40 protein-coding genes are annotated in these 23,834 nt (G+C 69.1%); all 40 read left to right on the forward strand.

Annotated features, from left to right (window positions below):
* Positions 1–62 precede the first annotated feature (62 nt).
* The 40 genes from CCL05_RS08660 (at position 63) to CCL05_RS08840 (ending at position 23,803) form a co-directional block, all read left to right on the forward strand.
* Complete coding sequence (locus tag CCL05_RS08660) at positions 63–350, forward strand: hypothetical protein (RefSeq protein WP_086559912.1); 288 nt, start codon at positions 63–65, stop codon at positions 348–350.
* 60 nt (positions 351–410) lie between these two features.
* Positions 411–680, forward strand: coding sequence for a winged helix-turn-helix domain-containing protein (locus CCL05_RS08665; RefSeq protein WP_086559913.1), 270 nt, complete (start codon positions 411–413; stop codon positions 678–680).
* Positions 681–972: 292 nt separating this feature from the next.
* Positions 973–1,605, forward strand: coding sequence for a glycosyltransferase family 2 protein (locus tag CCL05_RS08670; RefSeq protein WP_158102430.1), 633 nt, complete (start codon positions 973–975; stop codon positions 1,603–1,605).
* A gap of 27 nt (positions 1,606–1,632) precedes the next feature.
* Positions 1,633–1,893 carry a hypothetical protein gene (locus tag CCL05_RS08675; protein ID WP_086559915.1) on the forward strand — a complete coding sequence of 87 codons (261 nt, stop codon included), beginning with the start codon at positions 1,633–1,635 and terminating at the stop codon, positions 1,891–1,893.
* 8 nt (positions 1,894–1,901) lie between these two features.
* Entirely contained in the window at positions 1,902–2,195 is a 294-nt protein-coding gene (locus CCL05_RS08680; protein ID WP_086559916.1) for a hypothetical protein, read from the forward strand.
* 127 nt (positions 2,196–2,322) lie between these two features.
* Positions 2,323–2,787 (forward strand): hypothetical protein, encoded by a 465-nt coding sequence (locus tag CCL05_RS08685; protein WP_086559917.1) that lies wholly within the window; start codon positions 2,323–2,325, stop codon positions 2,785–2,787.
* A gap of 281 nt (positions 2,788–3,068) precedes the next feature.
* A complete protein-coding gene (locus CCL05_RS08690) occupies positions 3,069–4,298 on the forward strand; it encodes a hypothetical protein (protein ID WP_143589842.1) in 1,230 nt (409 codons plus the stop codon).
* Positions 4,299–4,416: 118 nt separating this feature from the next.
* Entirely contained in the window at positions 4,417–4,983 is a 567-nt protein-coding gene (locus CCL05_RS08695) for a hypothetical protein (RefSeq protein ID WP_086559919.1), read from the forward strand.
* Positions 4,984–5,039: 56 nt separating this feature from the next.
* Positions 5,040–6,986, forward strand: a complete 1,947-nt coding sequence (locus tag CCL05_RS08700; protein ID WP_143589843.1) for a hypothetical protein — start codon at positions 5,040–5,042, stop codon at positions 6,984–6,986.
* 248 nt (positions 6,987–7,234) lie between these two features.
* Complete coding sequence (locus CCL05_RS08705; RefSeq protein ID WP_086559921.1) at positions 7,235–7,627, forward strand: hypothetical protein; 393 nt, start codon at positions 7,235–7,237, stop codon at positions 7,625–7,627.
* Positions 7,628–7,696: 69 nt separating this feature from the next.
* Positions 7,697–7,933: a hypothetical protein gene (locus CCL05_RS08710; protein WP_086559922.1), complete on the forward strand. Its 237-nt coding sequence runs from the start codon at positions 7,697–7,699 to the stop codon at positions 7,931–7,933.
* A 142-nt stretch (positions 7,934–8,075) separates the two neighbouring features.
* Positions 8,076–8,501 carry a hypothetical protein gene (locus CCL05_RS08715; RefSeq protein ID WP_143589844.1) on the forward strand — a complete coding sequence of 142 codons (426 nt, stop codon included), beginning with the start codon at positions 8,076–8,078 and terminating at the stop codon, positions 8,499–8,501.
* A 365-nt stretch (positions 8,502–8,866) separates the two neighbouring features.
* Complete coding sequence (locus CCL05_RS08720; protein ID WP_086559924.1) at positions 8,867–9,244, forward strand: hypothetical protein; 378 nt, start codon at positions 8,867–8,869, stop codon at positions 9,242–9,244.
* Positions 9,245–9,586: 342 nt separating this feature from the next.
* Positions 9,587–9,868, forward strand: coding sequence for a hypothetical protein (locus CCL05_RS08725; protein WP_086559925.1), 282 nt, complete (start codon positions 9,587–9,589; stop codon positions 9,866–9,868).
* A 32-nt stretch (positions 9,869–9,900) separates the two neighbouring features.
* On the forward strand, positions 9,901–10,104 hold the full coding sequence (locus CCL05_RS08730; protein WP_086559926.1) for a hypothetical protein: 204 nt from the start codon (positions 9,901–9,903) through the stop codon (positions 10,102–10,104).
* 2 nt (positions 10,105–10,106) lie between these two features.
* Complete coding sequence (locus CCL05_RS08735; RefSeq protein WP_086559927.1) at positions 10,107–10,502, forward strand: RapZ C-terminal domain-containing protein; 396 nt, start codon at positions 10,107–10,109, stop codon at positions 10,500–10,502.
* Positions 10,503–10,547: 45 nt separating this feature from the next.
* Positions 10,548–11,024, forward strand: a complete 477-nt coding sequence (locus CCL05_RS08740) for a transcriptional regulator (protein ID WP_086559928.1) — start codon at positions 10,548–10,550, stop codon at positions 11,022–11,024.
* 120 nt (positions 11,025–11,144) lie between these two features.
* Positions 11,145–11,849, forward strand: coding sequence for a glycosyltransferase family 2 protein (locus tag CCL05_RS43875; protein WP_107400440.1), 705 nt, complete (start codon positions 11,145–11,147; stop codon positions 11,847–11,849).
* The gene (locus CCL05_RS08745; RefSeq protein WP_158102431.1) at positions 11,846–12,745 is read left to right on the forward strand and encodes an NAD-dependent epimerase/dehydratase family protein; all 900 of its coding nucleotides are present in this window, start codon (positions 11,846–11,848) and stop codon (positions 12,743–12,745) included. Before CCL05_RS43875 ends, CCL05_RS08745 begins: the two co-directional genes overlap by 4 nt.
* 78 nt (positions 12,746–12,823) lie before the next feature.
* The gene (locus tag CCL05_RS08750) at positions 12,824–13,357 is read left to right on the forward strand and encodes a hypothetical protein (RefSeq protein ID WP_086559930.1); all 534 of its coding nucleotides are present in this window, start codon (positions 12,824–12,826) and stop codon (positions 13,355–13,357) included.
* 55 nt (positions 13,358–13,412) lie between these two features.
* Positions 13,413–13,739 carry a hypothetical protein gene (locus tag CCL05_RS08755; protein WP_086559931.1) on the forward strand — a complete coding sequence of 109 codons (327 nt, stop codon included), beginning with the start codon at positions 13,413–13,415 and terminating at the stop codon, positions 13,737–13,739.
* Positions 13,740–13,777: 38 nt separating this feature from the next.
* A complete protein-coding gene (locus tag CCL05_RS08760; RefSeq protein ID WP_086559932.1) occupies positions 13,778–14,356 on the forward strand; it encodes a hypothetical protein in 579 nt (192 codons plus the stop codon).
* 44 nt (positions 14,357–14,400) lie between these two features.
* Positions 14,401–14,724, forward strand: coding sequence for a hypothetical protein (locus CCL05_RS08765; RefSeq protein WP_086559933.1), 324 nt, complete (start codon positions 14,401–14,403; stop codon positions 14,722–14,724).
* On the forward strand, positions 14,721–14,876 hold the full coding sequence (locus CCL05_RS44755) for a hypothetical protein (RefSeq protein WP_158102432.1): 156 nt from the start codon (positions 14,721–14,723) through the stop codon (positions 14,874–14,876). The genes CCL05_RS08765 and CCL05_RS44755 overlap by 4 nt, the downstream gene beginning before the upstream one ends.
* A 290-nt stretch (positions 14,877–15,166) precedes the next feature.
* Complete coding sequence (locus CCL05_RS08770; RefSeq protein ID WP_086559934.1) at positions 15,167–15,415, forward strand: hypothetical protein; 249 nt, start codon at positions 15,167–15,169, stop codon at positions 15,413–15,415.
* Between the two features lie 80 nt (positions 15,416–15,495).
* Positions 15,496–15,795, forward strand: coding sequence for a hypothetical protein (locus CCL05_RS08775; protein WP_086559935.1), 300 nt, complete (start codon positions 15,496–15,498; stop codon positions 15,793–15,795).
* Positions 15,796–15,801: 6 nt separating this feature from the next.
* Positions 15,802–16,407 carry a DUF6919 domain-containing protein gene (locus CCL05_RS08780; protein WP_086559936.1) on the forward strand — a complete coding sequence of 202 codons (606 nt, stop codon included), beginning with the start codon at positions 15,802–15,804 and terminating at the stop codon, positions 16,405–16,407.
* Positions 16,404–16,805: a hypothetical protein gene (locus CCL05_RS08785; RefSeq protein WP_086559937.1), complete on the forward strand. Its 402-nt coding sequence runs from the start codon at positions 16,404–16,406 to the stop codon at positions 16,803–16,805. Before CCL05_RS08780 ends, CCL05_RS08785 begins: the two co-directional genes overlap by 4 nt.
* Before the next feature lie 118 nt (positions 16,806–16,923).
* On the forward strand, positions 16,924–17,196 hold the full coding sequence (locus CCL05_RS08790) for a hypothetical protein (protein WP_086559938.1): 273 nt from the start codon (positions 16,924–16,926) through the stop codon (positions 17,194–17,196).
* A 19-nt stretch (positions 17,197–17,215) separates the two neighbouring features.
* Positions 17,216–17,500 (forward strand): hypothetical protein, encoded by a 285-nt coding sequence (locus tag CCL05_RS08795; protein ID WP_086559939.1) that lies wholly within the window; start codon positions 17,216–17,218, stop codon positions 17,498–17,500.
* 209 nt (positions 17,501–17,709) lie between these two features.
* Positions 17,710–18,135, forward strand: coding sequence for a hypothetical protein (locus CCL05_RS08800; RefSeq protein ID WP_208641420.1), 426 nt, complete (start codon positions 17,710–17,712; stop codon positions 18,133–18,135).
* 62 nt (positions 18,136–18,197) lie between these two features.
* Positions 18,198–18,452, forward strand: coding sequence for a hypothetical protein (locus CCL05_RS08805; protein WP_086559940.1), 255 nt, complete (start codon positions 18,198–18,200; stop codon positions 18,450–18,452).
* Positions 18,453–18,536: 84 nt separating this feature from the next.
* On the forward strand, positions 18,537–18,692 hold the full coding sequence (locus CCL05_RS44760) for a hypothetical protein (protein ID WP_158102433.1): 156 nt from the start codon (positions 18,537–18,539) through the stop codon (positions 18,690–18,692).
* Between the two features lie 416 nt (positions 18,693–19,108).
* Positions 19,109–19,573, forward strand: a complete 465-nt coding sequence (locus CCL05_RS08810; RefSeq protein WP_086559941.1) for a hypothetical protein — start codon at positions 19,109–19,111, stop codon at positions 19,571–19,573.
* Positions 19,574–19,576: 3 nt separating this feature from the next.
* Positions 19,577–20,086, forward strand: a complete 510-nt coding sequence (locus tag CCL05_RS08815; protein WP_086559942.1) for a hypothetical protein — start codon at positions 19,577–19,579, stop codon at positions 20,084–20,086.
* Positions 20,083–21,363: a DNA cytosine methyltransferase gene (locus CCL05_RS08820; RefSeq protein ID WP_086559943.1), complete on the forward strand. Its 1,281-nt coding sequence runs from the start codon at positions 20,083–20,085 to the stop codon at positions 21,361–21,363. Before CCL05_RS08815 ends, CCL05_RS08820 begins: the two co-directional genes overlap by 4 nt.
* A 302-nt stretch (positions 21,364–21,665) precedes the next feature.
* Positions 21,666–22,724 (forward strand): DNA cytosine methyltransferase, encoded by a 1,059-nt coding sequence (locus tag CCL05_RS08825; protein ID WP_086559944.1) that lies wholly within the window; start codon positions 21,666–21,668, stop codon positions 22,722–22,724.
* 86 nt (positions 22,725–22,810) lie between these two features.
* On the forward strand, positions 22,811–23,020 hold the full coding sequence (locus CCL05_RS08830) for a hypothetical protein (RefSeq protein ID WP_086559945.1): 210 nt from the start codon (positions 22,811–22,813) through the stop codon (positions 23,018–23,020).
* 205 nt (positions 23,021–23,225) lie between these two features.
* Entirely contained in the window at positions 23,226–23,468 is a 243-nt protein-coding gene (locus CCL05_RS08835; protein ID WP_086559946.1) for a hypothetical protein, read from the forward strand.
* Positions 23,469–23,593: 125 nt separating this feature from the next.
* On the forward strand, positions 23,594–23,803 hold the full coding sequence (locus CCL05_RS08840; RefSeq protein ID WP_086559947.1) for a hypothetical protein: 210 nt from the start codon (positions 23,594–23,596) through the stop codon (positions 23,801–23,803).
* Positions 23,804–23,834 lie beyond the last annotated feature (31 nt).

Raw genomic sequence — 23,834 nt, forward strand, 5'->3', positions numbered from 1 at the left:
CCACCGCGACTCGCTGGTACCGTCCCCGGCTTTGACCGAGCCGTACGACAAGGACGGACTGCATGGGCAAGCACAGCGCGGAACACATCCCCACCCGGGACCTGCGCCGTTCGTACATCAGGCTGCGCGAGGCGTACGAGCGGCTGCTGCGAGATCATCTGGAACTGAAGAACGCAACCCACGGCCTGCCGGCCATCGCGTCCGGTGGGCCGTCGTCGTACGGGACTGAGGTAGTGCTGTGGAAGCCGGCTTCACACCTGGCCATGGGCCGGGAGCCGCTGGACGTAGACGCCGCCTGTGAGCTGGTGCGGTCCTCGGGCCTGCTGACGTCGCCGGGGCTTGAGGCGTGACAGCAGGGGGTATATCGATTAAGGTAAATCATCGACACCCTGATCACCGAGGAAGGAACCATGACCGTGACCGCGCCGCAGCGCCCCCCGCGTGGACGCCCGAGGCCCGCAGAGACCATCGAACGGGACCGCAAGATCCTGGACCTGCTCAAGGCCAACCCGGACGGGATGGCCCGCAACGTCATCGCCCAGGAGATGGGTCTGAACAAGTCCGTCACCTACCTGTCCCTGGACCGCCTGCGCCGGCAGGGTCTGGCCGAGAAGATCAGCCCCGAAGGATCCCAGGCCGACAAGGACACCCTGTGGGTCGCCACCCCCGGGGAGTCATGATGCAGCAGCCCGGAGACACCGTCCGGGACGACGAGCCCCCACGGAGCAGCCGTGGGGGCTCCGTGGTTTCCCGGGGCCTCATGCAGACGACCCCGCCGAGTTTCGATCAAGCACGGCTGCGCGGATCCGTCCAGGACACTGCCGGGGGTCGTCGGATTGACTCTGCGACCTGGGTGGCCAGACTGTACGGTCTGCCGACGGATACGACATCCGGATCATCCACGCCGGGATCCGGAGACGCGATGCGCTGGTACCCGCTGGCCGAAGGAGAAGAGGTACCGTCATGCCCCGCATGACCGTTGCCGTCGTCGTCCCCACCATCCCCGGGCGCGAGGCGATGCTGGAGCGCGCACTGGCGTCCGTACGCGCGCAGCGGCGCCGGCCGGACCAGGTCGTCGTCGAACGGGACTCCCTGCGCACCGGGGCGGACCAGGCGCGTAACCGGGCGCTGGAGCGGGTCACCACGGACGTGGTTGCCTGGCTGGACGATGACGACGAGCTGAAGCCGAACCACCTCATGGCCTGCATGCGCGTGATGGAGCAGTCATCCGAGAAGCCGGACCTGGTGTACCCGGCGCCGGTGGTGCGCGGCGGCGAGGATCCCACGGCCGTGTCCGTTCAGGGCAGATGGGTGCTCCCGTGGGGCGTCCGCTTCGGACCGGAGCAGGAGACCCATCTGCGCCGGTTCGGGTCGTTCATCCCGATGACTCACGTTGTGCGGACCGAGCGGGTCCGGGCCATCGGCGGATTCCGCCCTGGCGAAGAAGTGACGACAGAAGGCCTAGGCCGCCGCTACCGTGGCGAAGACGAGGATTATCTGGTGCGTCTGCTTGACATAGGGGCCACATTCGAGCACTTGAGTGCTCGGACGTGGGTCTGGCACGTGCACCGTGGGAACACCGCCGGGCGAGCGCTCGCCAGGTAGACATCTGAACACGGAAGAGGAGGAGTCGTGCCGACCACCACAGCCACGACTGGACCACCCCCCACCCTCGCCGATGCGGTCCGGGGACGCATCGGCGAACTCAGCGACCGCAACAAAAAGACGTTCACTGTCGCGGACTTCCCGGGCGTTGCTGGCCGCGCCGGCCGGCCGGACTCCTGGCTGGAGGACCACCTGCTGGTCCTGGAAGGCATCGGGATCCTGAAGCGCGTCCGTCGCCCCGGGGCCCGCACGTGGACCGTCAGCCCGGGCTCGGAGTATCTGAGGTGACGCGGCGAGTGGAGCAGTTCGGATACGTCTACGGCGGAACAGCCCTCATCAAAGGGAAGCCGCACGAGCTGGAGGGAACGGCCTGGTCCCTGGGCCGGTGCGACGAGGTGCGGCTGCGCGCGGCAGCCGTACGCGAACTGACTCAGTCGCAGAACGTCCCGCTTGAGGGAATCGAGATCACCGACTTCTGGTTCAGCGAGATCTTCACTGAGAGCGAAGTCAGGCAGAGTACGGAGAGCGCCGACCCTTTCCGTCCTCACGCCGGCCCTGACCCCTTCCGCCCGTGCGGCGGGGACATCTGACGGAGGGACAGCGGACAGCGAGCCCCTGCGGGAGATCGCAGGGGCTTTGTCGTGCCCCGGGGTTGCGCCTCACGGGCCCGGGTAGGATGATTTAAGGAAATCATCGCGACCAAGGAACGAGGAGACCATGACCGAGCTCAAGACTTCCACCGGCCCCGAGGACCACGCCCTGAGCGCCCTCAACGCGATCACCCGCGACGACCCCGAGGCGGCCCGGGAGCACATCCGCGCCCTGTCCTTCCGGGACCGCGCCCTGATCACCGCGTGGGCCGGGGAGTTGTCCAGGCTTGTCCAGGACGAACAGGACAACTACGAGATCTCCGAGCGACGGGCCGCTCGCGATCGACACGCGGCTGAAGATCGCGCGGCTACGAGCCGCAAAGTTCTGCGCACACGCATCAGCCTCATGTTCGAGGAGTCCGGCGCTGACGCTCCCGCCGTGCGCGTGACCGACTTCGCCGACCTCCGGCAGAGCCGGCCCTGGATCGTCGGCGAACTGAAGCAGCTCACCGACGAGGGCGTGCTGGAGCCGGTCCCCGACTACCCGGGGCGGTACGTCGTCCTCAAGGCGCCTGACGGGGACAGCGTCTGACGGGACAGTGGGACAGGGACAAGAGACGCCGAGGGGCTCCGGGACACCGGGGCCCCTTCGTCGTGTCCCGGGACAACCGGCCGTCGGGACAGAGCGAGCGTGTCCCCGGAGGGACACGGGACAAGGGGACAGATCGGCCCGTGTCCCGCCGGGGACATGTCCCGGGACAAATGTTTGCCGGGGCACGGGACAAGGGGACAGATCAGGTGTACGATGATTTAAGAAAATCAGCACCGACCAAGGAATCGTGACCAAGGAAGAGAGGACAGACGATGTCCCGCATGTCCCGTCAGACGGCCGCCACCGTCGGGCTCCTTGTCCCGGCCGCACTGGCCCTGACCATGTCCGCCGACACCTCGTACCGCTTCATGGAGACGGCGCTTCAGATCACCGACGAGAACGAGCGGATGGCCCTGTGCGGCGTCGCCGAGGCGGCCATCATCGCCCTCACGGTCTACTCCTGGGCTACCCGGACCAAGGGCCCTGCGTACCTCGCCTACGCCGCCGTCCTCGTGCAGGCCCTCCCTGCCTTCACGGTCTCCGGCAGCGTCGGCGGCCCGGTGCGTGTCGTCCTCGGCCCCGTGCTCCTGGCCGTCCTCCTGCACCTGCTCCTGGGCCTTGAGCTGCGGATGTCCGGCGAGAAGTCGACCGGCATCCTGGCCTCCGCCCTGCGTGAGATGCGGGAACGTCTCGTCGCATTCCTCGGCATCGGCCGGCGCGGCGCCGACAGCGCGGCTATCGCCCGCAGCCGGGCCGCTGACCGTGCCGTAGACCTCGCGGACCGCCTGGAGGGCGCTGAGCCTGGCAAGCGCAGGCACACCCGCCTGACGGCCAAGCTGGCCGCCCAGATCGATGCGGCCCGCCACGGGCTGGACGCGGACGAGGCCGCAGCCGCCGAAGCAGCGATCGTCGCGCGGGTGGTCCGGCGCAAGTCGGTCAAGTCCCTCGCCAACATCAAGTCGCGGCACGACTGGACGTTGTCCCTTGTCCCGGCTGAGGGCGGAGCCCGGGACAAGGGACACAGCGATGTCCCCGGGGACATGTCCCCAGCGCCGGTTGTCCCGGTGTCCCCTGTCCCCCAGGACGGTGTCCCAGCCGCCGTGTCCCCCGCGCCGGTTGTCCCCGCGCGTGTCCCGGCGGTCGTGTCCCGTCCTCGCTCGGCTGTCCCCGCCGTGTCCCCCTCGCGTCCCTCGGTCCACGTGTCCCTGGACAAGGTCTCCGAGTCTGTCCCGGCCGACCGGGACATGTCCCGGGACAGCGCGCGCTACGAGGTGAAGTCGTTCGGGGACATCACGGCCGAAGCGCGCGGCGAGTCCCCGGACACGGGACAGGCCGTGGTCGATGTCCCCGAGGACCGGCTGGGCAGCGTGGCCTCCGTCGTCCGGTTCCTGACCGAGACGGGACACAGCCGGGACGAGATCCGGAGGATTGTCCCGACCCTGCCTCTGGAGAAGCCTGCGGGTGAGGAGGCCTTGAAGAAGGCGATCCAGCGGTGCGGGCCCAAGGCGTAGAACGGCCTTGCGGTCGGCAGCCGACCGCGAGACGCTTGATTTAGGTAAAGCCCTACCGGGGACAACCTCGGTAGGGCTTTCGCCCATCAGGAACCAGGAATCAGGAAGAGAGGCGGCCATGAGCCGTATCGGAGAGAACCACCCGGACAACCCGTTCAGCGCGGCCGGCCGCGCCAACGGACAGACCAACGACCAGCTCCGCAACCGGGGACTGGACGGCCAGGGCAACCCCCTGCCGAACAAGAACTTCGCAGGTCAGAAGTCGTTCCGGTCGGGCGGTTCGAGGAACCAGGGCATCGCCCAGCTCGCCCAATCCATCGGCGACATGGACCTGGCCAACCAGGAAGACCTCCACGCCTTCTGTGACGCGATCAGGAAGATCCTGAACTATTTCGCGATCTCCGTGGAATTGGCAAAGGGCCAGCTCAAGGCAGCTTCCCGGCAGATGGCGAAGGAGTCTGTTGACGGGCGGCTGACGATGACGCAGCGCGCCGAACTGGCCAGGGCGCTGTCCATGATGAGCCGCGACCTGGACGCGGTCTCGCGCGCGTGCATCGCCGGAGCGGTCGGCGCGGTCAAGGCCTGGCGCAGGTTCGACTCGTTCCTGGGCGACCTGGACAAGGGCAACGACTCCAAGTTCACCCGCCCCGGGGGCCGTGGTCGCGGCCCCTTCACCGTGGTGTAGGGGCGGTGGACAACGTGTCGAACAGTCACCGCGTGCGCGGATACGCCCTGTTCAGGGTGCCTGAGCGCATCGTCTCGTACGTCCTGCCGTGGGCCATCGTCGTGGCCGTGTGGCCGCTGACCCTGGTACTCCACCTCGCCATCGGCGACAGCCCGTTGTGGGTGGGCCTGCTCGCCGTCGGGTTCACCTACCTCGCGCATCAGACATGGAAGATCTGGACGGTGCGCCGCCAGGAGACCCGGAACATGGCGACGGTCTTCGTCGTTGCCGTCCTGACCTGGGCACTCTTCGCCGTGGCGATCCGTCCCTGGCAAGCCGACATCGTCAAGGCGTGGGCCATCGGCGGCCTCGTCATGTCGGTCGCCTGGTGCATCCGGCACGCGGCCCTGTCGGGCATCCGGGACACCGACAAGTCCCCGGAGACCAGCGGAAACGACGGCCTGCTGAGCAAGATCCGGGCGTTCAAGGACGCCAAGGTTGGCAAGGTGACGGAGACCGCCGACGAGCTGCGCGTCCCGGTCCACCTGGACGCGCCGACCACGGCGAAGGAGGCGCAGGACGCCCGTGAGCAGATCGCGGCCGTCGCCGGTGTGGGCGCTGACCAGGTGAAAGTCCTCAAGGTCAAAGGCGACGAGAGCAAGGTCAACGTGGCGTTCACCCGGGACACCAGCGACGCCAAGCCGGTCATCTGGAAGGGCCCGAGGCACCTCGGCAAGTCCATCGCGGACGCGCCGATCTGGCTCGGCGGACGCACCGACGGCTCCGACATCAACTGGTGGATCGTCGGCTCTGAGGACGACGAAAACCCCAGGCCACTGGCTCACACGAAGTGCACAGGCATGACCGGCGCGGGCAAGACGGAGACCATCTGCACCGCCATCCTCCAGATGCGCGAGCGCACCGACGTCGTCCCGGTCGTGGGCGACCCTGCCAAGTTCCAGCAGTCGTTCGGCGACATCGAGGAGGTGCTGGGCCTGGCCGCGAAGACCCGGGAGGACACCGAGCAACTGGTGCGCAACCTCATCCCGCTCATCGAGTACCGAGCCGGCTTGTTCGGCACGCTGACCAGGGCAGACGGCGGCAAGGGCTACAAGCAGTGGGTGCCTGAGATGTACACGCTGCACGGCATCCCGGCCATCTTCCTGGACATCGAGGAGGCCGCCGACGTGCTGATGGTCGTGGACGAGGAGGCCGACGAGGCTCTGCGCAAGCTGCGCTCCATCGGCGTGCACTTCTGCGCGTCGATGCAGACCATGCCGCACGACAACATCCCCCGGAAAACCCGAGGTCAGTTCGCCCAGAGCCTGGCCCACGGGCAGAAGGAGTTCCAGGACGCAAAGTACAGCCTGGAGGCCGAGACGCTGGAGGCAGGGGCCGACCCGACCAAGTGGGCCAACAACGCGCCCGGCAGCCTGTATGCCGAGGTCACGGGCACGGACAAGGCTCATTGGCCTGTCGACGGCCGGGCGCCGCGCGTGAAGGCGGCCGACCGTGAGGAGATGATCCGGGTCACCCGTCCGTACTGGGCGGAACTGGACGAGGGCAGCTACCGCATCCTCTCCCGGGGTATCGCGGACGAGCACGACGGGGCCGCGCCGGCGGCCGTGGACCAGCCCTTGGAGGGCACCGTGGACGACGACTTCGCCGAGGTCAGCGGCCTGGATCTGACCAGCGACGGAATCGACACGAGCGAGCCGCTGGCCGCGCCGAGCGGCCCGGAGGTCACGTTCGCCGCGCCGCTGAACACGAGCCGGATGACCGACGAGGACGCTCGCGCGGAGCTGCTGAACCGCATCGGGATCCTGGCCGCCGGACCGAGGACCGAGGTCACGTTCGAGGCTCTGGAGGACATCCCGGAGCTGGTCGGCAGGCCCCGTGGATGGGTGTACGGCGAGCTGGAGCAGCTCGCTGATGACGGCGTGCTGCGCCGGCTCAACCCGCCCACCGAGAAGGCCGTCTACGAGATCACCGGCAGCCTGTACGCGGAGGCCGCCGCCGGGTGAGACCCACGGTTCGCACCCCCTCAGGGCGGGCATCCCCAGTGTCAGGGGTGCCCGCCCTGACACGTCTCTGACGGGCCGTGGTGGCACCGCTGACGCGTCAGCAGACGCCGCCTGACTGTCCGTGACTCCAGCGATTACACGGGTCTGACAGGGGCCCTGACAGCCTCGGCAGCGCTGCGACCTAAGACTCTTCCCCGCCCGGCCCGGCCGGAGCGGACAACCACCGATGACGCAAGGACTGATGACACATGACCAAGGAACTCAACTGCACCGGATGCGGCCTCCAGGCGGTCCACACCCAGACGGTCCCGCTGTGCCCCCGGTGCGCCCTGGCCGTCGCCGAGGAAGCGTTGGGCGTCGTGTTCGCCGGGCTGCGCAGCGACGACGGGGTGATCAAGTTGCCCGCTGCGCCGGAGGACCGTATGAGCCCTGCGGAGGCGGACGACGTGACATACCAGCGGCTGTCCGCGCTGCGCCGGAAGGGCGTGAAGCGGGTGACCTACGAGGACTTCAAGGACTTGCGGGAGATCACAGGCCGGTCCCGGCCGTGGGTCTACCGCTGGCTGGACAGCCGGGTGAAGGACGGCGATCTGATCAAGGACACGTCGCAGGACCGGGTGGGCTACACCTTCGCGTACTGATCGCCGGGGTTGTGCGGACCGCCGGACCTGTGGTTTAATTAATTCATCGGGACCGACCGGGAGGCATACATGAACCGCGATGACATCGTCTACTCCGTACCCAGCTACGAGAACGAGGCGGACCGCTACGCAATGGACGAGTCCCCGCTGCGTCTGGGCGAACTCGGCGCCGGCCTCGGCCTGGGCGAGCCGGTTGCGACGCCCAAGGCTCGCGACCTGACCAACCCTCGGTTCCCGAACGGCTGCCTCACCGCACAGACCGAAGGCACCCGGTGCGGCTACGGTCACGACTGCCGCCCCGCCTGATCAACTGAGACGCCCCGCCGACAGCCCCGGAGCCGCAACGGCCCGGGGCTTCGTCGTTCCCGCAGGTGGTTGGCGGGGCCGCCGTCGTGGTACACCTAATTCAGGGTCGCAGCGGCGGCCAAGACCTAGGAATCAAGGAATCGTGACCATGGAGATAGAGCGGAGGCATGCGCCGGTCACCGGCGAGCTGCTGGAGTACCTGCGGGCGAATCCGATGACGGCGGAGCCGGTCGGCGAGGGCGGCAAGCAGGAAGTCCACGTCCACGTGCATCACCACTACGAGGCCCCGCCGGCCGTCCCCGCCGGGCACATCATGCACCAGGGCCCGGAGAAGACGGTGGCGGAGAAGGTGATCCCGTGGCTCTACACCGCGCTGGTCGCCTGCATCGTCCTGACCCTCTGTGCGGTGGCCCTCGCCACGGTGATGATCGTCGCCGTGGTGGTGCTGGCGGCGCTGGTGCTGCTCGGCCTGGTGGTCGCGCACATCATCAACTCCCACGCCGGCGCCGCAGAGGCGAAGGCCAAGGCCGAGGCGATGCTGGACAAGGGCAAGCACAAGAGGCGGTGAGGCTCATGGCACCGCCGACCCGGAGAACCCCGGACCCGACGAGGGCCGGGGTTCTTTGCGTTGCGGGGGTTGTGCTCCGTCCCGAGTGATGGTTTAATTAAATCAGTCGGGGAGAACGAGCCCGGCGGACAACTCAACAGGGAGCGGCAACAACAAGGCGAGAACGACTCTGGTGGAGTCAAGAGGCGCAAAGCGTCGCAACGGCGAGCGGGTGAGAACCGGGCAGCCACGCGAACCCGTAGCCCATACGGTAGGGCAGGGTGTGGTTGGCGGGATGGATGCTCCAAACCAGGCTGAGGATATGAATCGCATGAGCACCGCCGCTCCCTGTTGAGGTCCACAGACCACGACGGAGGGAGCCGGGGATGAGCCACCAGCGGACGCACCGCTACTGCGGCGGTAAGGGTGAAGTCCCCCGCACGTCGGGTATGCCCGGCTACTGCTTCGGCTGCGAAGGCACCGGCAAGATCACCGTTTACACCGCTGCGGAGAAGGCGGCCCGGCAGGCCAAGCGTGAACGGTGGGAGTCCGCCCGCGCCCTGGTCGAGAAGCACGCCCGCACGGTTCAGGCCCCGGAGGGTGTGCGGGCTCTGGTGTTCCGGCACGAAGTCGTCGCAGGGTTCGACACGCTCGGAGAGCGCGAGCCCCAGCGGATGGAAAAGCTGTACGCCTCGCTGGACGCGGGCCGGATCGACGACGTCGTGTATGCCCTGTACGAGTACCGGCAGTCCACCGCTGCCTGACCCGCACCACCAACCAAGGAACGAGGAACCCTGTGAGCACCGACTACCCGAAGGATCCGCATCCTCGCCGTCGCCGGTGAACTGGCCTTACGGCTTCACCTGGACGGAGGCGAGGTGGCCGACCTCGCCGGGCTGCCGAACGGCACGCACTCGGCCACCTGCGACTTCAACTGACCGACCACGAAACGAGGAACCCGCCATGGCCGTTATCGCCCTCATCGCCATCATGTCCCCGCTCATCGCCGCCACACTGTGGCTCGTCTTCGCGCCCGTGACGAGCAGCACCGACGACTGACCGGACCGACCCTCCGCAGCACCGACCAAGGAACGAGGAGACACGTCATGGGCTGGAACCCATTCGCCCCGAAGCACCCGGCGTCCGACACCCCAGACGCCACGAGCGCTCCGCGCCCCAGGCAGTCCCGGCGCAGATCCCGCAACTCAGCCCCGGCCTCGTCGGGCCTGACGACGGAACAACTGCGCGGCCTGGCCGTGCACGAGGGCGGCACCGCCGACATTCGCGGGAACACCGCCATCGTCCGCGTGGACCGCTGGGACGAGGAGGCCCGCATCGCCACCCAGCGGTACGTGCGGCGATCCGACGGCACTTGGGTCGCCGGCTGACCGCCGCACCCTGACCACGGAACGAGGAAGCGATGACCACGAAGCACAACCACGCCCCGCGCTTCGGCCAGAAGTTCGACGGCTGTCCGCGCTGCGACGAGCTGAAGGCGGGAGCCGCGCCGGTCACCTGGGGCAAGTCCCGAAAGCAGCAGGACGCGGAGCGCGCGGCCGAGATCCGGGCGCACGACTGCAATGCGGCCGGTTGTTCCATCGTCTGCACCTTCGGGGACTGGTGACCATGACCGCAGCGAACCCCGCGCCCGTGCGGATCGTCTCCTTCGGCTACGGCCACGGCGACGCCCCGGCCGCCCACCTGACCCTGGATCTGCGCCACCACTTCCGGGACCCGCACGTGCGCCCGGAGATGCGCGAGCTGACCGCTGTTCACCGCAAGGTGCGCCGCGCCGTCCTCGGCACCCCGGGCGTCAAGGCCCTGCTGACCGCCGCCGTGCGGATGGTCCAGGCGTACGACGCCGGGCCGTCTGCTCAGGGCACGGTCGTCGCGGTCGGCTGCGTCGGTGGCCGTCACCGCTCCGCAGTCGCGGCCGATGCCCTCGCGCGCCGACTGCGCCGGCGGGGCCATCGCGTGATCGTGGAGCACCGGGACCTGCACCGCCCCGTCATCATCCGCTGACTCACCCAGGGCTTCGTCGACCAAGGAACGAGGAATCACAGGATCATGACCGACGCCGCTGGCACGTTCGCTGCCGCCTTCGGCGCCCTGTTCGTCGCCCACTCCGTTGGGGACCACTGGGTGCAAACGTCTTGGCAGGCGGCCCGCAAGGGCGACCGTTCGCGCACCGGGCTCGTCGCCTGCGGGCGGCACGTCCTCGGCCTGACCGCGACCAAGATCGTTCTGCTGCTCGTTGCCGTGGCCGTCCTCGGCCTGGACGTGAGTGTCACCGGCGTGGCAGTCGGCCTCGGCCTGGACGCGGCGACGCACTACTGGGCGGACCGCCGGCACACGCTCGCGGGCCTCTCCAAGGTCTGCCGCAAGACAGAGTTCCACGTCCTCGGCACCCCGGCGCACGAGCACCACCCGGTGGACGCCGGGGGCAAGTTCGCCCCGACGCTCGGCACGGGGGCCTACGCGCTGGACCAGTCGTTCCATCACCTCTGGTTGTTTGTCGCGGCGCTCATCATCGCCGCCGTCTGACCGCAGGTCATCCAAGCCCCGGAGCCCCACGGTTCCGGGGCTTCGTCATGCTCCGGTCGGTGATTCAGCGAATCGGCGCTACCGTTCCGGCGCTCGACTGGATCACGGAACGGAGGCACCGTGACAGCACCCCTGCTGGTCATCGTCCCGACGAGGGGCCGCCCGCAGAACGCGGCCCGGCTGGTGTACGCATTCGCGGAGACCGAGTCGCTCAACGCGGACCTGGTGTTCGTCGCCGACCACGACGACCCGGAACTCCCCGCCTACCACGTCGCGGCGCCCCGGCTGCTGATCCACCGGGGCGAGACCGGGACGGGCATGGTCGCCGGCCTCAACTGGGCGGCCAGCCTCTACACCGACATCTACGATCACATCGGGTTCATGGGCGACGACCATCTGCCGCGCACGCCCGGCTGGGACGCCCACGTGCTCGGCGCGCTGAATTCGCCGTGGCCGCAGGTGGTCTACGGCAACGATCTGTTCCAGGGTGAGCGGCTGCCGACGGCCGCCTTCCTCCCGTCCCGGATCGTGCGGGCGCTGGGTTACATGGCGCCGCCGGTGCTGCGGCACCTGTACGTGGACGACTTCTGGCTGGAGCTGGGCCGCCGGCTCGGCGGGCTCAAGTACCTGCCGGACGTCGTCATCGAGCATCTGCACCCGGCGGCCGGGAAAACGGTGATGGACGAACGGTACGCGGCCGTCAACGCTCCCGAGGCGGACGTGGCCGACCGGCTCGCCTGGCTGGAGTTCCGGGACGGCGAGGGGTTCGCGGCAGCCCTCCGTCGCGTGCGCGAGGAGTACAGCGTGAAGGGGCTGAGCCCGTGAGGGCGTTGGTCACCGGGGACCGGGGCTTCCTCGGACGGCACTTCAAAGCGGAGCTGCTCCGGCGCGGGTACGACGTCACCGGCCTGGACGTGAAGGCCTCCCCAGCGCAGGACTGCCGGAACTACTTCCGCGAGTGCCTGAGCAAGGGTGCGGTGCCCGGCATGTGGGACCTCGTCGTGCACTGCGCGGCCGTGGTCGGCGGCCGGGCGACGATCGACGGTGACCCGCTCGCCACGGCGGAGTCGCTGAGCATCGACGCTGAGATGTTCCGCTGGGCGGCCGTCGCGCGGCCGGGCCGGGTGCTCTACTTCAGCTCCAGCGCGGCGTACCCGGTGACACACCAGACCGGTGACTTGCCCGCCCGGCTGTACGAGGAGTTGACGGACCCGGTCGCGTATTCGGTCGACCGGCCGGACCAGGTGTACGGCTGGAGCAAGGTCACGGGCGAACTCCTCGCGGCCCGGCTGCGCGAGACTGGCGTCCCCGTGACCGTGGTCCGGCCGTTCAGCGGGTACGGCGAGGACCAGGACGAGACGTACCCGTTCCGGGCGATCCTCGGTCGCGTCCAGCGCCGGGAAGACCCGCTGGAAGTCTGGGGGTCCGGTGAGCAGGTGCGCGACTGGATCCACGTGGACGACGTCGTCGCCGGGGCCCTGGCCGTCGCGGAGTCGGGCACCGAGGACCCGGTGAACCTCTGCACCGGTCGGCCGACGTCGTTCCTAGAGCTGGCCCGGATGATGGCGGCGGTCGCGGAGTACGAGCCGGAGATCAAGCCGTTGCCGGGCAAGCCGGCCGGCGTGGCGTACCGGGTCGGCGACCCGGCGCGGATGCGCCGCTTCTACGAGCCCCGGGTGGACTTGATGGACGGGGTCCTGCGGGCGTTGAACGTGATCTGAGATCAGGGGTTGTCCCGTCACCAGACCTATGATTTAATTAAGTCATCGAGAGGGACCGACCAAGGAAAGCAGGCCACCATGACCGACGTCATCATCAGCCGCCAGGGTTTCGGCGAGAACGATGAGCTGCCCGCCACGGTCACCGAGGCTGCGCCCGGTCAGGTTGTCGTCGTCCCGGACGGCCGGATGAAGCACGTTGTCTTCGTGGACGGCGAGCAGGCTGGCGTGGTGTTCGACGAGTCGGCCGCCAGGCTGGAGCGCGGCGCCTTCGCCGTGTGGGCCCCGAAGCAGAGCAAGCGCCGGGACGGCACAGCCGGCTTCTACCCCACTTTGGAGGACGCGGCCCTGGCCGCCGTTGGCCGCACCGCGAAGCCGGCCGAGACGGACAGCAAGGGCCGCCGGATCGTCACCGTCAAGGGCAAGCGGTACATCGTCAGCGCCGTCACCCCGGCCCGGCCCAAGACCGAAGGCGCCGTTAGCTGGATCCCCGAGGCGTACGCCTGCTACTGGTCCGAGCGGAACGGCGAGACCTTCGGCCCCATGCAGCGCGCCCTCGCGAGCCGGAGGCCGGGCACCGTCGGCCGCGCCATCTGGGACGCGATCAGCCAGTGACCCGCCGGCCCGGGAGCCGTGCGGCTCCCGGGCCCGACCAAGGAACGAGGAACCCATGACGGACACAAACCCCCGGCCGATGCTGGCGAACGCGCACGAGGCCGCCGAGGAGTACCTGATGCGCAAGGTGGCAGCCGGCGACATGGAGCCCGACGTCGCCAAGGCCCTGGCCACTACGGGCTTCACCGCCGCGACCCGGATCCTCTCCGAGCTGCGCAAGCAGGGTGTGGGCGAGCAGAGCATCACGGAGTCCTTCCAGCGGCAGCTCGACCGGGCCCGCGCCGACGGTGACGTCCAGCGCGTCATCGCGGCGGAGTTCACCCTGGCCGTCTGGGACGGGATGCAGCGCGACCTCGCCGAGTACCTGAGCAACGCGGGCTGACGGCCCGGCCACCCTTGCGACCACGGAACGAGGAACCGATGAACGAACCGAGGGCAAGCGTCCGGGAGATCAGCCACCGGGTGTACGTCAACCTGCCGGACCGGCCCATCGTCAAGACGCTCAGCGGGAGCCGCCGGAAGGTGTACGGCCTGCGCCTCGAATACGGAATCCGCCGGGACATCTCCCGCGTGGACATCACCCTGGAGTTCCACAACGCGGCGGAGCACTTCCCGCCCGTCATGGAGATGCCCGAGTGGATGCGCCGGATCGTGGAGGCCAATCGGCCGGCCGACGTCGACAACCCCGACCCGAACCGCCGCACCGGCATGGGTGGCTGGCCGCTCCCGGCGCCGACCCTGCCCGCACACCCGGATGCATACGCCAAGCACGACCCAGACGCGATGCACGCGGCCGTCATCCGGGGCCTGCGGGCCATCGGCCTGAACCCGGAGGAGGCGAGCGCATGGGCCACGGCTCATCAGCAGGACGTGCTGGACCGCGCTGGGGACGCCATCGACGATGAGGCGTGGCCGCACGAGAAGCCCGAGCACGAGAACGAGGAGCTGTACCGTCTGGCCGACAAGGTCCGGAAGCTGCTGGCCACTGAGACGCCGTGAGGCGCTGCCGCCCCGATCCTCTGCGATCAAGGAATGAGGAACGCATGACGTACACCCTGACCCGAACCCTGCCCGACGGCACGGTGAAGACCAGCCCGACCGCGATGGGCACCCTGCCCGACGGCACGGTGAAGACCAGCCCGACCGCGATGGGCACCCTGCCCGACGGCACGGTGAAGACCAGCCCGACCGCGATGGGCACCCTGCGCGCGGTGGAGATTGCCATCGCGTACTGCCTGATGGACAACTCCAACGTGCCGCGCGGGGAGGCCCGCCGGTTCGCCGCCGACGTGGTCAGCCGGCCGATCGGCGCGGAGGTCGAGCACGAGTCGTCTGGCTACGCCTTCCGCGTGGAGCGTGCCCGGTGAGCCGCGCCCTGTTCCGGGCCCTGGCCCTGCCGATGATCGTCGCGGAGTGCGTCGCCCAGTTCGTCCTGCACGACCAGCAGTGGACGGTCCTGTTCGCGGTTCTGATCCTCGGCGTCTGCACCGTCGGAATGATCGTAAAGGTGCGCCCGTAGCGGACCGCGTGTCGAAAATTTTAGACATGGAACCCCGACGCCCTCTGGCCTCGGGGTTTTGTCGTGCCCGGGGTTGTCCCGTCGTCCGACCTATGATTTAATTAAGTCATCGGGTCGCCAGCCAGGCGGCTCTAGGGTCAAGGAGACGTAATGATCGACTACGCCGCGCTGGTCGCCGACCTCTACGACGAGGACGTCGTGGACTACGACGAGATCCTTGAGCTGGACGCCTAGGCCAGCGACTGACGCCTGCCCCACCCTGACCACGGAACTAAGGAAACGAGGACGACATGGCCCGCAGGAACCGTACCGGGACCCGGTTGACGGCGCGTGAGGTCCGGAGCATGTACCCGACGCTGGACCCCGGATTCTTCGGGATCGTGTCCGACGAGGACGTCTACGACCACAACGAGATCGTGGCCCCGGAGTACACCAGTCGCTCGTGCGGTTGCGTCACCGCCGCGTGCCCGACGTGCAAGCCCTTCTGGTTCGACGCGGACGGCAACTTCACCGGACAGCGGATGTCGCGCTTCTTGTGACCACCCCGGGCCCCGGCGCCAGTTGGCGATACCGGGGCCCTGCTCCACCCTGACCAAGGAACTGAGGAATCGAGGGCGTCATGGACCGGATCATCATCGACCAGGCAAAGATCAAGGTGGACGAGAACCTGGTCCGCCGGGGCGCGCCGCCTTTCCCGCGTCCGCTGACCTGGTGGCAGCGCACAGTGCCGATCTGGGTTGATGTCTCTGAAGCCGAAGACGGCCGCATCGTCCTGACTCCCAACGGCAAGAGGGCTGACGGGTACCAGTACGAACTCACCCCGGCCGTTGTCCACCAGGAGATCAAGGCCATCGTGAAGTACCTCGGCGACCGCCGGTACCTGGACTTCTCCGACGCCTGCTCAATGACCAGGGGCTGAGAGACCATGGACCGGATCTGGCGGGACGCGCGCAGCATCGGGGACCTCGGCGGCGCGATGGCCGGGTGGCTGGAGGGCCGCATCGCCTCGCAGCCGGGTTGCCCGGCCGGGCCGGACGACGAGACGCTGCCGCTCGTGCCGGTGCTCGCGCGGCTGAACCGGCGGGGCTGGGTCACCACGTGCTCGCAGCCCGGCGAGACCGGCACGGCGTACGACGGCCGTCGGTGGGAGCAGCGCGCGGCCGTGGAGGGATGGATCTCCTGCCGGAATCCCCTGCTCGGCACGCTCATCCGCCAGGCGCGAGCGACCGGGCTCATCGTCTCCGCGTACGGCCCGGGACGCGCTGTGGGCCCGTCTCGCGGCCTCGTGGTGACCCGATGGGGCGACGAGCCGCACACCGGCTTCGGAGGGCGCCCCAGGCGCTTCCAGCGCCGCGCGGAGCTGCCGGGCATCGGTCGCCAGGCCCGGCAGGAACTCGCCCGCCACGGCGTCGCCCTCGCCGTCATCGACCCCGTCTGGGGCCGGGACTCCGTGCTCTGGGACGCCCTGGACCAGGCCATCGGGCACCGCGCGGACGACACCGCACCGACCAAGGAAATGAGGACCCTGTGACCACTGCCGCACAGCACCCCGCCAACCTCCGTCGCCGGGTGCACGACAGGATCTCCGCTGCCCGGTACGCCGGCGACCGCGACGCCTGCGAGGCCGCTCAGGCCGACCTGGTGAGGGTGAATCTGTACGAGGCTGACTACCTCGGCATCCCGCCGCAGTACGTCGACCAGGAGACGGGCCGGTGGGGGATCCCGGAGAACGTCTGCCGCGCCTGCTGGCAGGAGATCGGGGGGCCCGTGTTCGCCGTCGGGGTGGACGGCTCGTGCATGCATTACCACCCCGACTGCCGCCCCCAGTACGCCGATCTGCCGCCGCGTCCGCTGGACCTGCTGTACCCGGCCGGCTGGCAGCACCCTCGGCGGTCGTGCCGGTCGCAACTCCCCTACTACCTCGGCTGACCCACCGCAGAGCCCCGAACCCTCACCGGTTCGGGGCTCTTTCGCGTTTGGGGGTTGTGTCCTCAGCCCAACTATGGTTTAATTAAATCATCGACAGGGCGGGATAAGGGAGACGGCGATGATGACGACTCAGAAGACCAAGGCCAGCACTTGGGTTCGCGTCTTCGCCGGCTTCTACGAGCGCATCGGCAGCGACGGCGTCACCGTCCTGGCGGAGATCAGTCGGGACGAGGACGGCACCTGGAGCTACATGGTGAAGCCCTTCGGCAAGGCAGGGCTGGCCTGGCAGGTGACCGGCAAGGCGACCCTGGCCGATGCCAAGCGCGGCGCTGAGGCCGCGTACCGCCGGTACATGCAACAGCACTGCGCCATGAACGCCCGCAGCAACTGACCAAAGAAGGGGGCCCGACATGGCCGTCAACTACTCCACCGTGCGGAACTACCTCGGCAAGGAGTTCAAGCTGAGCCGGACGTCCACCGGCCGCCGGTCCGGGCAGCGCTGGTCCGAGGGCGTCCAGGTCCGCACCTCGCACACCCTCGGCGTGGTCGTGGACTACGTCGAATCACACGCCGCGTGGGGCTCCGACGGATCCCTGCGGAGGGCCGAGCTGCGCGCGGTTCGGGAGTACCTGGAGCAGCGCTTCACCGTGGAGGACCACCCGGCCCGCGATGGCCGCATGGTCGTCTCCGACTGACGAGGACTGAGGAGCGCATCGGGTTCTGCCGTGTTCGTTGGGTCGTCGAGGCGACTCACTAGACCGGGCGGCCTGAACACCACTGAGCCCCGGAGCCACCGCGCTCTGGGGCTTCTTCGTTTCCGGGGTTGTGTCCGTCGGGCAGTCATGGTTTAATTAATTCATCGGGGCCGGTAGGGCCCGACAGACCAAGGAAAGAGGAACCGACCATGATCAAGGCCTCCCGCCTCCGCCGCCGGATCGTCCGTGAGCGCGCCGCCGCCCGCCGCTTCGTCCGCTCCCTGTACCGGGGCCGCTCCCTCGCGACGCACCTGGCCTTCGCCGGTGTGGAGGACGCCGAGGTCATCAAGGGCGCCGCGAGCGGCCTGCGCTCGGCGGCCAAGCGGATCGGAGTGGGGCCTGCCAAGGTCGCCCGTACGCACCGCACCGCCGACGGCCGCTCGCCCCGGCTGCGCAAGGTGAACCACTACACCCCGGCGCAGATCGCCCGGATCGCCGCCGCATACAAGCCCCGCAAGGCGGAATACAAGGCAGCCCTGGTCCTGCTCGTCCTGGCCTACGGCGCCCCGGTGACGGTCCGCCAGACGGCCCGTCCCGTCCAGGCCCCGGCCACCCGCGAACTGGTCAGCGCCTGACCGACAGACTTCCGGGGCCGTCGACCGGCGGCCCCGGCCCACCGCAGAGAGGAACCGACACGATGGCTACCGGACCCGAGCACTACCGCGAGGCCGAGCGACTCATCGAGCAGTCCAAGACGTGGGCGAACGCGGACACAGGGTGGAAGGCTCATCTGTCCCCCGAGGTGCGCCGGGCCTACCGCATGGCCGACCTCGCCGAGGCGCAGGTGCACGCGGACCTCGCGAAGGCCGCCGCCACGGCGATGGGCGCTCTGTCGGGCGGCATGGCCGGCGAGGACTACTCGGCATGGGACAAGGTCGCCGGCGAGCACTGAGCCCTACGTGGACGTCATCGGCCCCGCGCCGGTGGCGCCCGCGAGGCGGCTCAGCCTCACCGACCAAGGAATGAGGAACCGATCATGGCAGTTGTGTTCTCGGTCCCGGATGCCGGTCTTCTGCGCAACCTCAAGCGGGCCGACGAGGTGGCCGCCGAGTACGGCGGGGACGCCACCGTGAAGCAGGACCCCGCCACCGACACCTGGAACGTGCACGTCCCGGACGGGGACGACCGCTGACACACTGAGGCCCCGCCACCCGGCGGGGTCTTTCTCTTTGACCACGGAAGGAACTGACCGTGACGAGCACCGGAGGCTCGGTCGTACCGACCAACGACCACGGCCCGGACGGCCTGACGTCTTGTGGTGGCGGGTGCTGCGACGGATTCGGACCGGCCGGCACACGACCGGGCGACGAGATGCGTTGCCCCTGCGGCCACGCAGCCCGCACGGTGAGGATCTGCCGAGAGTGCGGCCACAAGGGGCACCGTGCGGCTGCGTGCCGCGAGACCGTAATCCGAGACTAGTGGGAGGGCTGACCCGCCGTCACCGCTGAATCTGTGCCCCGGGGGTTGTCCTAGCCCCGTGGCACAGGTATGATTTAGCTAAATCGACCTGTTAGGTCGTAGACCAAGGAACCAGGAAAGTGGTGCCCCATGACCAGCTACTCGGTGGAGAGGCCGGCGCGCTCGCGCGGCTCCCGTCCGTCCAGCGTCAGTCCCGGACTGGTCCACCTGCGCCCCGGCCAGGCGACCATCGGCCAGCCGGTGACCGTCCGCACGTTCGACGAGGGCGGCGACGAGATCGAATTCCCGGCCGTCTACGTACGCATGGACCGCAACGGTCTGCACCTGCGCTGCGCCCGCGAGGACGAGACCCGGACCCACAAGTACCGGCCGTCGCAGGTCTTCCCGCGCCGCGTGGAGTACCGCCGGTGGACCGTCACGCTCAAGCACAAGGACGTGGCCCCCGACGGCAGCGGAGACGAACTGCTGCCGGTGTTCGTCAACGCCCGTACGGAACTGGAGGCGCGGTATCAGGCCCTTCAGCAGGTGCGCGCCGAGAGCGGCCCGCGCGCCAACTGGTCGTTCACGCTTCACTCCGTCAAGCGGGACCGGTGAGTCGTGGCCGTCGACACACTCTCGCGCCGGGCCCTGCTGGAGGCGAAGCGGGACAACGACTACGCGCCCCGGGTGAAGGTCTGGCCGCCGGACGGCTACGCCCCACCGACGGAGGACGAGTTCGCGGAGCTGCGGCGGGCCGCCCGCCGGTACTTCGGTCAGCACGCGTATCCGCCGAAGCACTGGGACTTCATGAACGACGGCCAGGTGCTGCGCCATGTGCAGCTCGCCGAGCTGGCCGGCTCGATGCACGGTCACGCGGAAGCCGAGCTGTACGCATACACCCGGGCCCTGCGCGATGAGCTGCACCGCCGGGGCGTGACGTTCCAGTCCCTCGCCGTCCTGCGGTGTGAAGCCTGTTCGCATGCTTCTGAGCGGCTGTTCGAGGTGACGCAGGATACCCACCCTGGGCTGAGGAGCCAGCGCGGCCCGGTGACGTCCGGCTGGTACTGCGCGCGGTGCTGGAGCGGTGATGACGTCGCCGACGAAGACGAGCTGGAGGACGCGGGATGAGCGCTTCCACGGGCGGACACACATCGGTCCACTTCTTCAACGGCGGGTGCGGGAGCCTGCGCGGCTTCACCGGTGCGGGCCTGACCCCGCTGTTCGGCGCCAACCACCACCCGGCATCCGTGAAGACGGCCCGGCTCAACTGGCCCGGACTGTACGTGCGAGAGGCCGAGGTGCAGAACCTCGACATGAACTCGGTACCGGCGGCCGACGTCCTGGAGGCATCCCCCATCTGCACTGAAGCCGCACCGTCTGGGGGCAAGTCGGCTCCCCGCAAACCCGTACAACTGGACGCCTTCGGGCGGGTGGTGGGGATGACCGAGTGGCCGATGACTCGCGTCACCATGTTCGAGCCCATCCGCTACGCCTCGGTCCACCGGCCGATGGTATACGCCGGGGAGAACGTCCCCGAGTTCGGGTTCTCCCCGCTGTTCCGTCCGTGGGTCAAGTTCTGGGAGGGGATCGACTACACCGCAGTCGTCGCGTCGGTCAACGCGGCCCACCTCCGGGTCAACGGGGTGGAGCCGCTCCCTCAGTCCCGGAACCGGATGGTGTGGGCGTTCGTGCGCAACGACGTCGTTGCGGAGAACGGGCTGCCCGACCTCAACCCGACCTGTGCGGCCGTTTGCCAGGGGTGCGGGCCCGTGCAGGGCATCCAGTTCTGGAAGGAAGAACCTGAGTTCCGGATCGGCTCCTACGGTCGCCGCCGTCAGTACATCTACGTGTGTCCCGCATGCGGGGACGAGGTCGATCCTGTCACTCGGGGCATCGACAGCGTCATCGAATCCGACGTGCGCGGCGAGCCGTTCGGGCTCGGGTACCTCCGCTCACCGAACGGCAAGAAGCGCACGCCTTACCGGCAGGGCACCCGTGACCGTGTGGCCGCCGGGCTGGAGCGGTACCGGGGCGAGCCGTTCATCGTGACCCTACGGAACCACTGCGACGCCTCGCCGCTGAGTGAGCCGATCGGGACCCTGTCGGCGCAGGGCGGCGGGCACCACTACCTGGCCCGGCCCACGGAGGAGATGACGGTGGACTCCGTGGAGTACCGGCCGTTGACCAACCTGGAGAAGGCCCGGTGCCAGGGGTTCCCGGATGAGCACGTGTTCGCCGGGACCCCTGCGGACCGGCGTCTCCAGATCGGCAACGCGGTGCCGGTGAACGTGGCCACCTGGCAGGCCGGAAGCATCCGGAGCGTGCTGCCACCGCACCGGGCGAGCCTCGGTGCGGTGGACCTCCGCGTCCTGCGGCCGGTGCCCGACAGCGAGGCAGCGGCCTGACCCATCTTCACCCGAGCCCCGGAGTCCCAGACTCCGGGGCTTCGTCGTGTCCTGGGGCCGGCGGCATTCGGTTACGGAGCGCCGGCTAATTCGCCGCCGGCGGGCGTGAATAGGCGGTTTTCGTAACGCTGCGCCGGCCATTTGGGGCCGATGAATTCGCCGGCTATCTTGCCCGCACCGCAGCCGGCTGACCAGCGACTTTATCCATCTGAGGGGTTGTCCGCTCGTGAAATCCTTGGTTTAATTAAATCAGTCCGGGGTGCTTCCGGACTGACCAAGGAATCAGGAACGAGGAACCGACCGTGATTGAAAACGAGGAAGCGACCGACCTATTCGGCGGTCCCGGCGGCTGGGATCTCCCCGCCAGGAAGCGGGGCCTGATCGTCACGGGCATAGAGAAGAGCCGTCCCGCGTGCGAGACGCGCCGGGCGGCCGGGCTGGGCACCGTTGAGGGCGACGTCCGGGACTTCGGCCCGGCGGACTTCCCCAAGGCGCGACACCTGATCGGCTCTCCCCCGTGCCAGCCGTTCGCGGTGAACGGACTGGGCAAGGGACGCCGGGCCCTGGACGCGGTGCTCACCTTCGCCGACCGGCTCGCCGCCCGCCAGGACATCCGCCGGGACCTGGCGACGCTGGACGACGAACGCACGGGCCTTGTACTGGAGCCGCTGCGCTGGGCCCTGGAGGCGATCGACCTCGGACGGCCGTACGAGACGGTGATGCTGGAGCAGGTCTCGCCCGTGCTGCCCGTATGGGAGGCAGTCGCGCGCATCCTCCGGGCCGAGGGCTACGGCGTGGCCACGGGGCGGCTGTCCTCGGAGCGCTACGGCGTTCCGCAGACCCGCGTGCGGGCCATCCTCGCGGCCCGGCTGGGCGGCGAGGCGGCGCTGCCGGAGCCGACCCACCGCAAGTACCGCAAGAACGTTCCGCAGGACGAGGGCGAGCCGGAGCTGCTGCCGTGGCTGTCCATGGCGGAGGGCTGCGGCTGGGGCATGACCCACCGGCCCGCGCTGACCATCACCGTGGGCACGGCGGCGGGCGGTGCGGACCCGTCCTGCGTCGGCGGCTCAGGGGCCAGGAAAACTCTGTACGGCGAGCGGGACGAGGGGCGTTGGATCGCGGACACCCGGCTGACTCCGGCGGACGAGCTGCCTGCGTACCGGGGTGGGCGCCGGGACACCATCCGGGTCCGCGTGGAGGACGCGGCCCGGCTCCAGTCCTTCCCCGAGGGCCATCCGTTCCAGGGCAGCCGGACCCAGCAGTACCAGCAGGTCGGTGACGCGTTCCCACCGAAGATGGCAGACGCGATCATCCGGAGGATGATGCAGGCCGAACTCGGTTCCCTGGCCGAGGCCGCCTGACCGCGCGAGGCCCTGGGGTTGTCCGACCCCAGGGCCTCATGATTTAATTAAGTCAGCAACACCGACCAAGGAACGAGGAGATCAGCATGGCGGATTGGACCGAAGCAACGGCGGACGACCTGCGGGCGGGCGATGTGTTCCGCTTCGTCGGGGAGCCTGAGAGGAAGCGCAGCGTCGTCACCGCCCGTTGGGACGAGGGTGGCGAGGTGAAGCTGTTCAGTCGGAACGCGGTCAGCGACCGCGCCGACGGCCCCTCCGCCCTGCCGCCTGACCACTCGGTGCTGATCCTGAAGTGACCCATCTTCCACCCGAGCCCCGGAGTCCAGGACTCCGGGGCTTCGTCGTGTCTGGGGGTTGACCCGTAGCCGGATCCATGGTTTAATTAATTCATCGGGACACCGGCCGGGTGAACCGGGCCGCGACCGCCGCCGAGGCGGGGAAGCCCACCCGGCCGGTGTCCCGGACAGACGGACCGCAGACCAGGGGAACGAGGAACCGACCATGGCCGAGCACTTCACCGCCACCGGCTCACCCATGAACAACGCTGCTGAGGTCACGAGTCTGGCCCGCTGCAGCCGGTGCGGGGACGACAGGCTTGCCTGGAAGAAGTCGGCTCGCACCGGCAAGTGGTACCTCTGCGACGTCCAAGCCTGTGGCCGCTACGCGACCCGCGAGAACCCGACGTTCCGTCGCTACTACGTCCTCGCGCGGCTGCCGCACAAGTGCCCGGCCCGCAACGCCTGACTCACCTGGCCCCCGGCCACCGCGCCGGGGCCCTGCACCGCTGACCAAGGAATCAAGGAACGCGATTCGCCGCTGCGGCCGTATGATCCGGCCCGGCGCGCGGGGCGCCAAGGGGAGGACCGACCGTGACGACTGCACAGGACCGTATCAGCGACCCCGGTTTCACCAGCGCGATGAGCGCGACCGACGCCGCGATAGCCGAGCTGATCGGCGAGGGTGTGTCGGTGGACCGCGCCGTCGTCATCGTGCAGCGGGTCTACAGCGCCGGCCGCGACCGGGGCCTGCACCTCGGCCTGCGGCGCCTCACCGCCGACGAGCCGGCCGTCACGTCCTGACCCGTACGACGATCAAGGAACGAGGAACCGA

The organism is Streptomyces africanus (genome assembly GCF_002150735.1).
Lineage (GTDB): Bacteria > Actinomycetota > Actinomycetes > Streptomycetales > Streptomycetaceae > Streptomyces > Streptomyces africanus.

Bases quoted from the DNA above. Each gene is read 5' to 3' on its own strand.
- CCL05_RS44760 (WP_158102433.1), top strand. From the start codon at position 18,537: ATGGCAGTTGTGTTCTCGGTCCCGGATGCCGGTCTTCTGCGCAACCTC.
- CCL05_RS08750 (WP_086559930.1), top strand. From the start codon at position 12,824: ATGACCGACGTCATCATCAGCCGCCAGGGTTTCGGCGAGAACGATGAG.
- CCL05_RS08760 (WP_086559932.1), top strand. From the start codon at position 13,778: ATGAACGAACCGAGGGCAAGCGTCCGGGAGATCAGCCACCGGGTGTAC.
- CCL05_RS08710 (WP_086559922.1), top strand. From the start codon at position 7,697: ATGAACCGCGATGACATCGTCTACTCCGTACCCAGCTACGAGAACGAG.
- CCL05_RS08755 (WP_086559931.1), top strand. From the start codon at position 13,413: ATGACGGACACAAACCCCCGGCCGATGCTGGCGAACGCGCACGAGGCC.
- CCL05_RS08800 (WP_208641420.1), top strand. From the start codon at position 17,710: ATGATCAAGGCCTCCCGCCTCCGCCGCCGGATCGTCCGTGAGCGCGCC.
- CCL05_RS08720 (WP_086559924.1), top strand. From the start codon at position 8,867: ATGAGCCACCAGCGGACGCACCGCTACTGCGGCGGTAAGGGTGAAGTC.
- CCL05_RS08740 (WP_086559928.1), top strand. From the start codon at position 10,548: ATGACCGACGCCGCTGGCACGTTCGCTGCCGCCTTCGGCGCCCTGTTC.
- CCL05_RS08660 (WP_086559912.1), top strand. From the start codon at position 63: ATGGGCAAGCACAGCGCGGAACACATCCCCACCCGGGACCTGCGCCGT.
- CCL05_RS08735 (WP_086559927.1), top strand. From the start codon at position 10,107: ATGACCGCAGCGAACCCCGCGCCCGTGCGGATCGTCTCCTTCGGCTAC.
- CCL05_RS08810 (WP_086559941.1), top strand. From the start codon at position 19,109: ATGACCAGCTACTCGGTGGAGAGGCCGGCGCGCTCGCGCGGCTCCCGT.
- CCL05_RS08770 (WP_086559934.1), top strand. From the start codon at position 15,167: ATGGCCCGCAGGAACCGTACCGGGACCCGGTTGACGGCGCGTGAGGTC.
- CCL05_RS08695 (WP_086559919.1), top strand. From the start codon at position 4,417: ATGAGCCGTATCGGAGAGAACCACCCGGACAACCCGTTCAGCGCGGCC.
- CCL05_RS08730 (WP_086559926.1), top strand. From the start codon at position 9,901: ATGACCACGAAGCACAACCACGCCCCGCGCTTCGGCCAGAAGTTCGAC.
- CCL05_RS08830 (WP_086559945.1), top strand. From the start codon at position 22,811: ATGGCGGATTGGACCGAAGCAACGGCGGACGACCTGCGGGCGGGCGAT.
- CCL05_RS08665 (WP_086559913.1), top strand. From the start codon at position 411: ATGACCGTGACCGCGCCGCAGCGCCCCCCGCGTGGACGCCCGAGGCCC.
- CCL05_RS08705 (WP_086559921.1), top strand. From the start codon at position 7,235: ATGACCAAGGAACTCAACTGCACCGGATGCGGCCTCCAGGCGGTCCAC.
- CCL05_RS08725 (WP_086559925.1), top strand. From the start codon at position 9,587: ATGGGCTGGAACCCATTCGCCCCGAAGCACCCGGCGTCCGACACCCCA.
- CCL05_RS08690 (WP_143589842.1), top strand. From the start codon at position 3,069: ATGTCCCGTCAGACGGCCGCCACCGTCGGGCTCCTTGTCCCGGCCGCA.
- CCL05_RS08835 (WP_086559946.1), top strand. From the start codon at position 23,226: ATGGCCGAGCACTTCACCGCCACCGGCTCACCCATGAACAACGCTGCT.
- CCL05_RS08780 (WP_086559936.1), top strand. From the start codon at position 15,802: ATGGACCGGATCTGGCGGGACGCGCGCAGCATCGGGGACCTCGGCGGC.
- CCL05_RS08820 (WP_086559943.1), top strand. From the start codon at position 20,083: ATGAGCGCTTCCACGGGCGGACACACATCGGTCCACTTCTTCAACGGC.
- CCL05_RS08790 (WP_086559938.1), top strand. From the start codon at position 16,924: ATGATGACGACTCAGAAGACCAAGGCCAGCACTTGGGTTCGCGTCTTC.
- CCL05_RS08765 (WP_086559933.1), top strand. From the start codon at position 14,401: ATGACGTACACCCTGACCCGAACCCTGCCCGACGGCACGGTGAAGACC.
- CCL05_RS08670 (WP_158102430.1), top strand. From the start codon at position 973: ATGACCGTTGCCGTCGTCGTCCCCACCATCCCCGGGCGCGAGGCGATG.
- CCL05_RS08805 (WP_086559940.1), top strand. From the start codon at position 18,198: ATGGCTACCGGACCCGAGCACTACCGCGAGGCCGAGCGACTCATCGAG.
- CCL05_RS08775 (WP_086559935.1), top strand. From the start codon at position 15,496: ATGGACCGGATCATCATCGACCAGGCAAAGATCAAGGTGGACGAGAAC.
- CCL05_RS08685 (WP_086559917.1), top strand. From the start codon at position 2,323: ATGACCGAGCTCAAGACTTCCACCGGCCCCGAGGACCACGCCCTGAGC.
- CCL05_RS08795 (WP_086559939.1), top strand. From the start codon at position 17,216: ATGGCCGTCAACTACTCCACCGTGCGGAACTACCTCGGCAAGGAGTTC.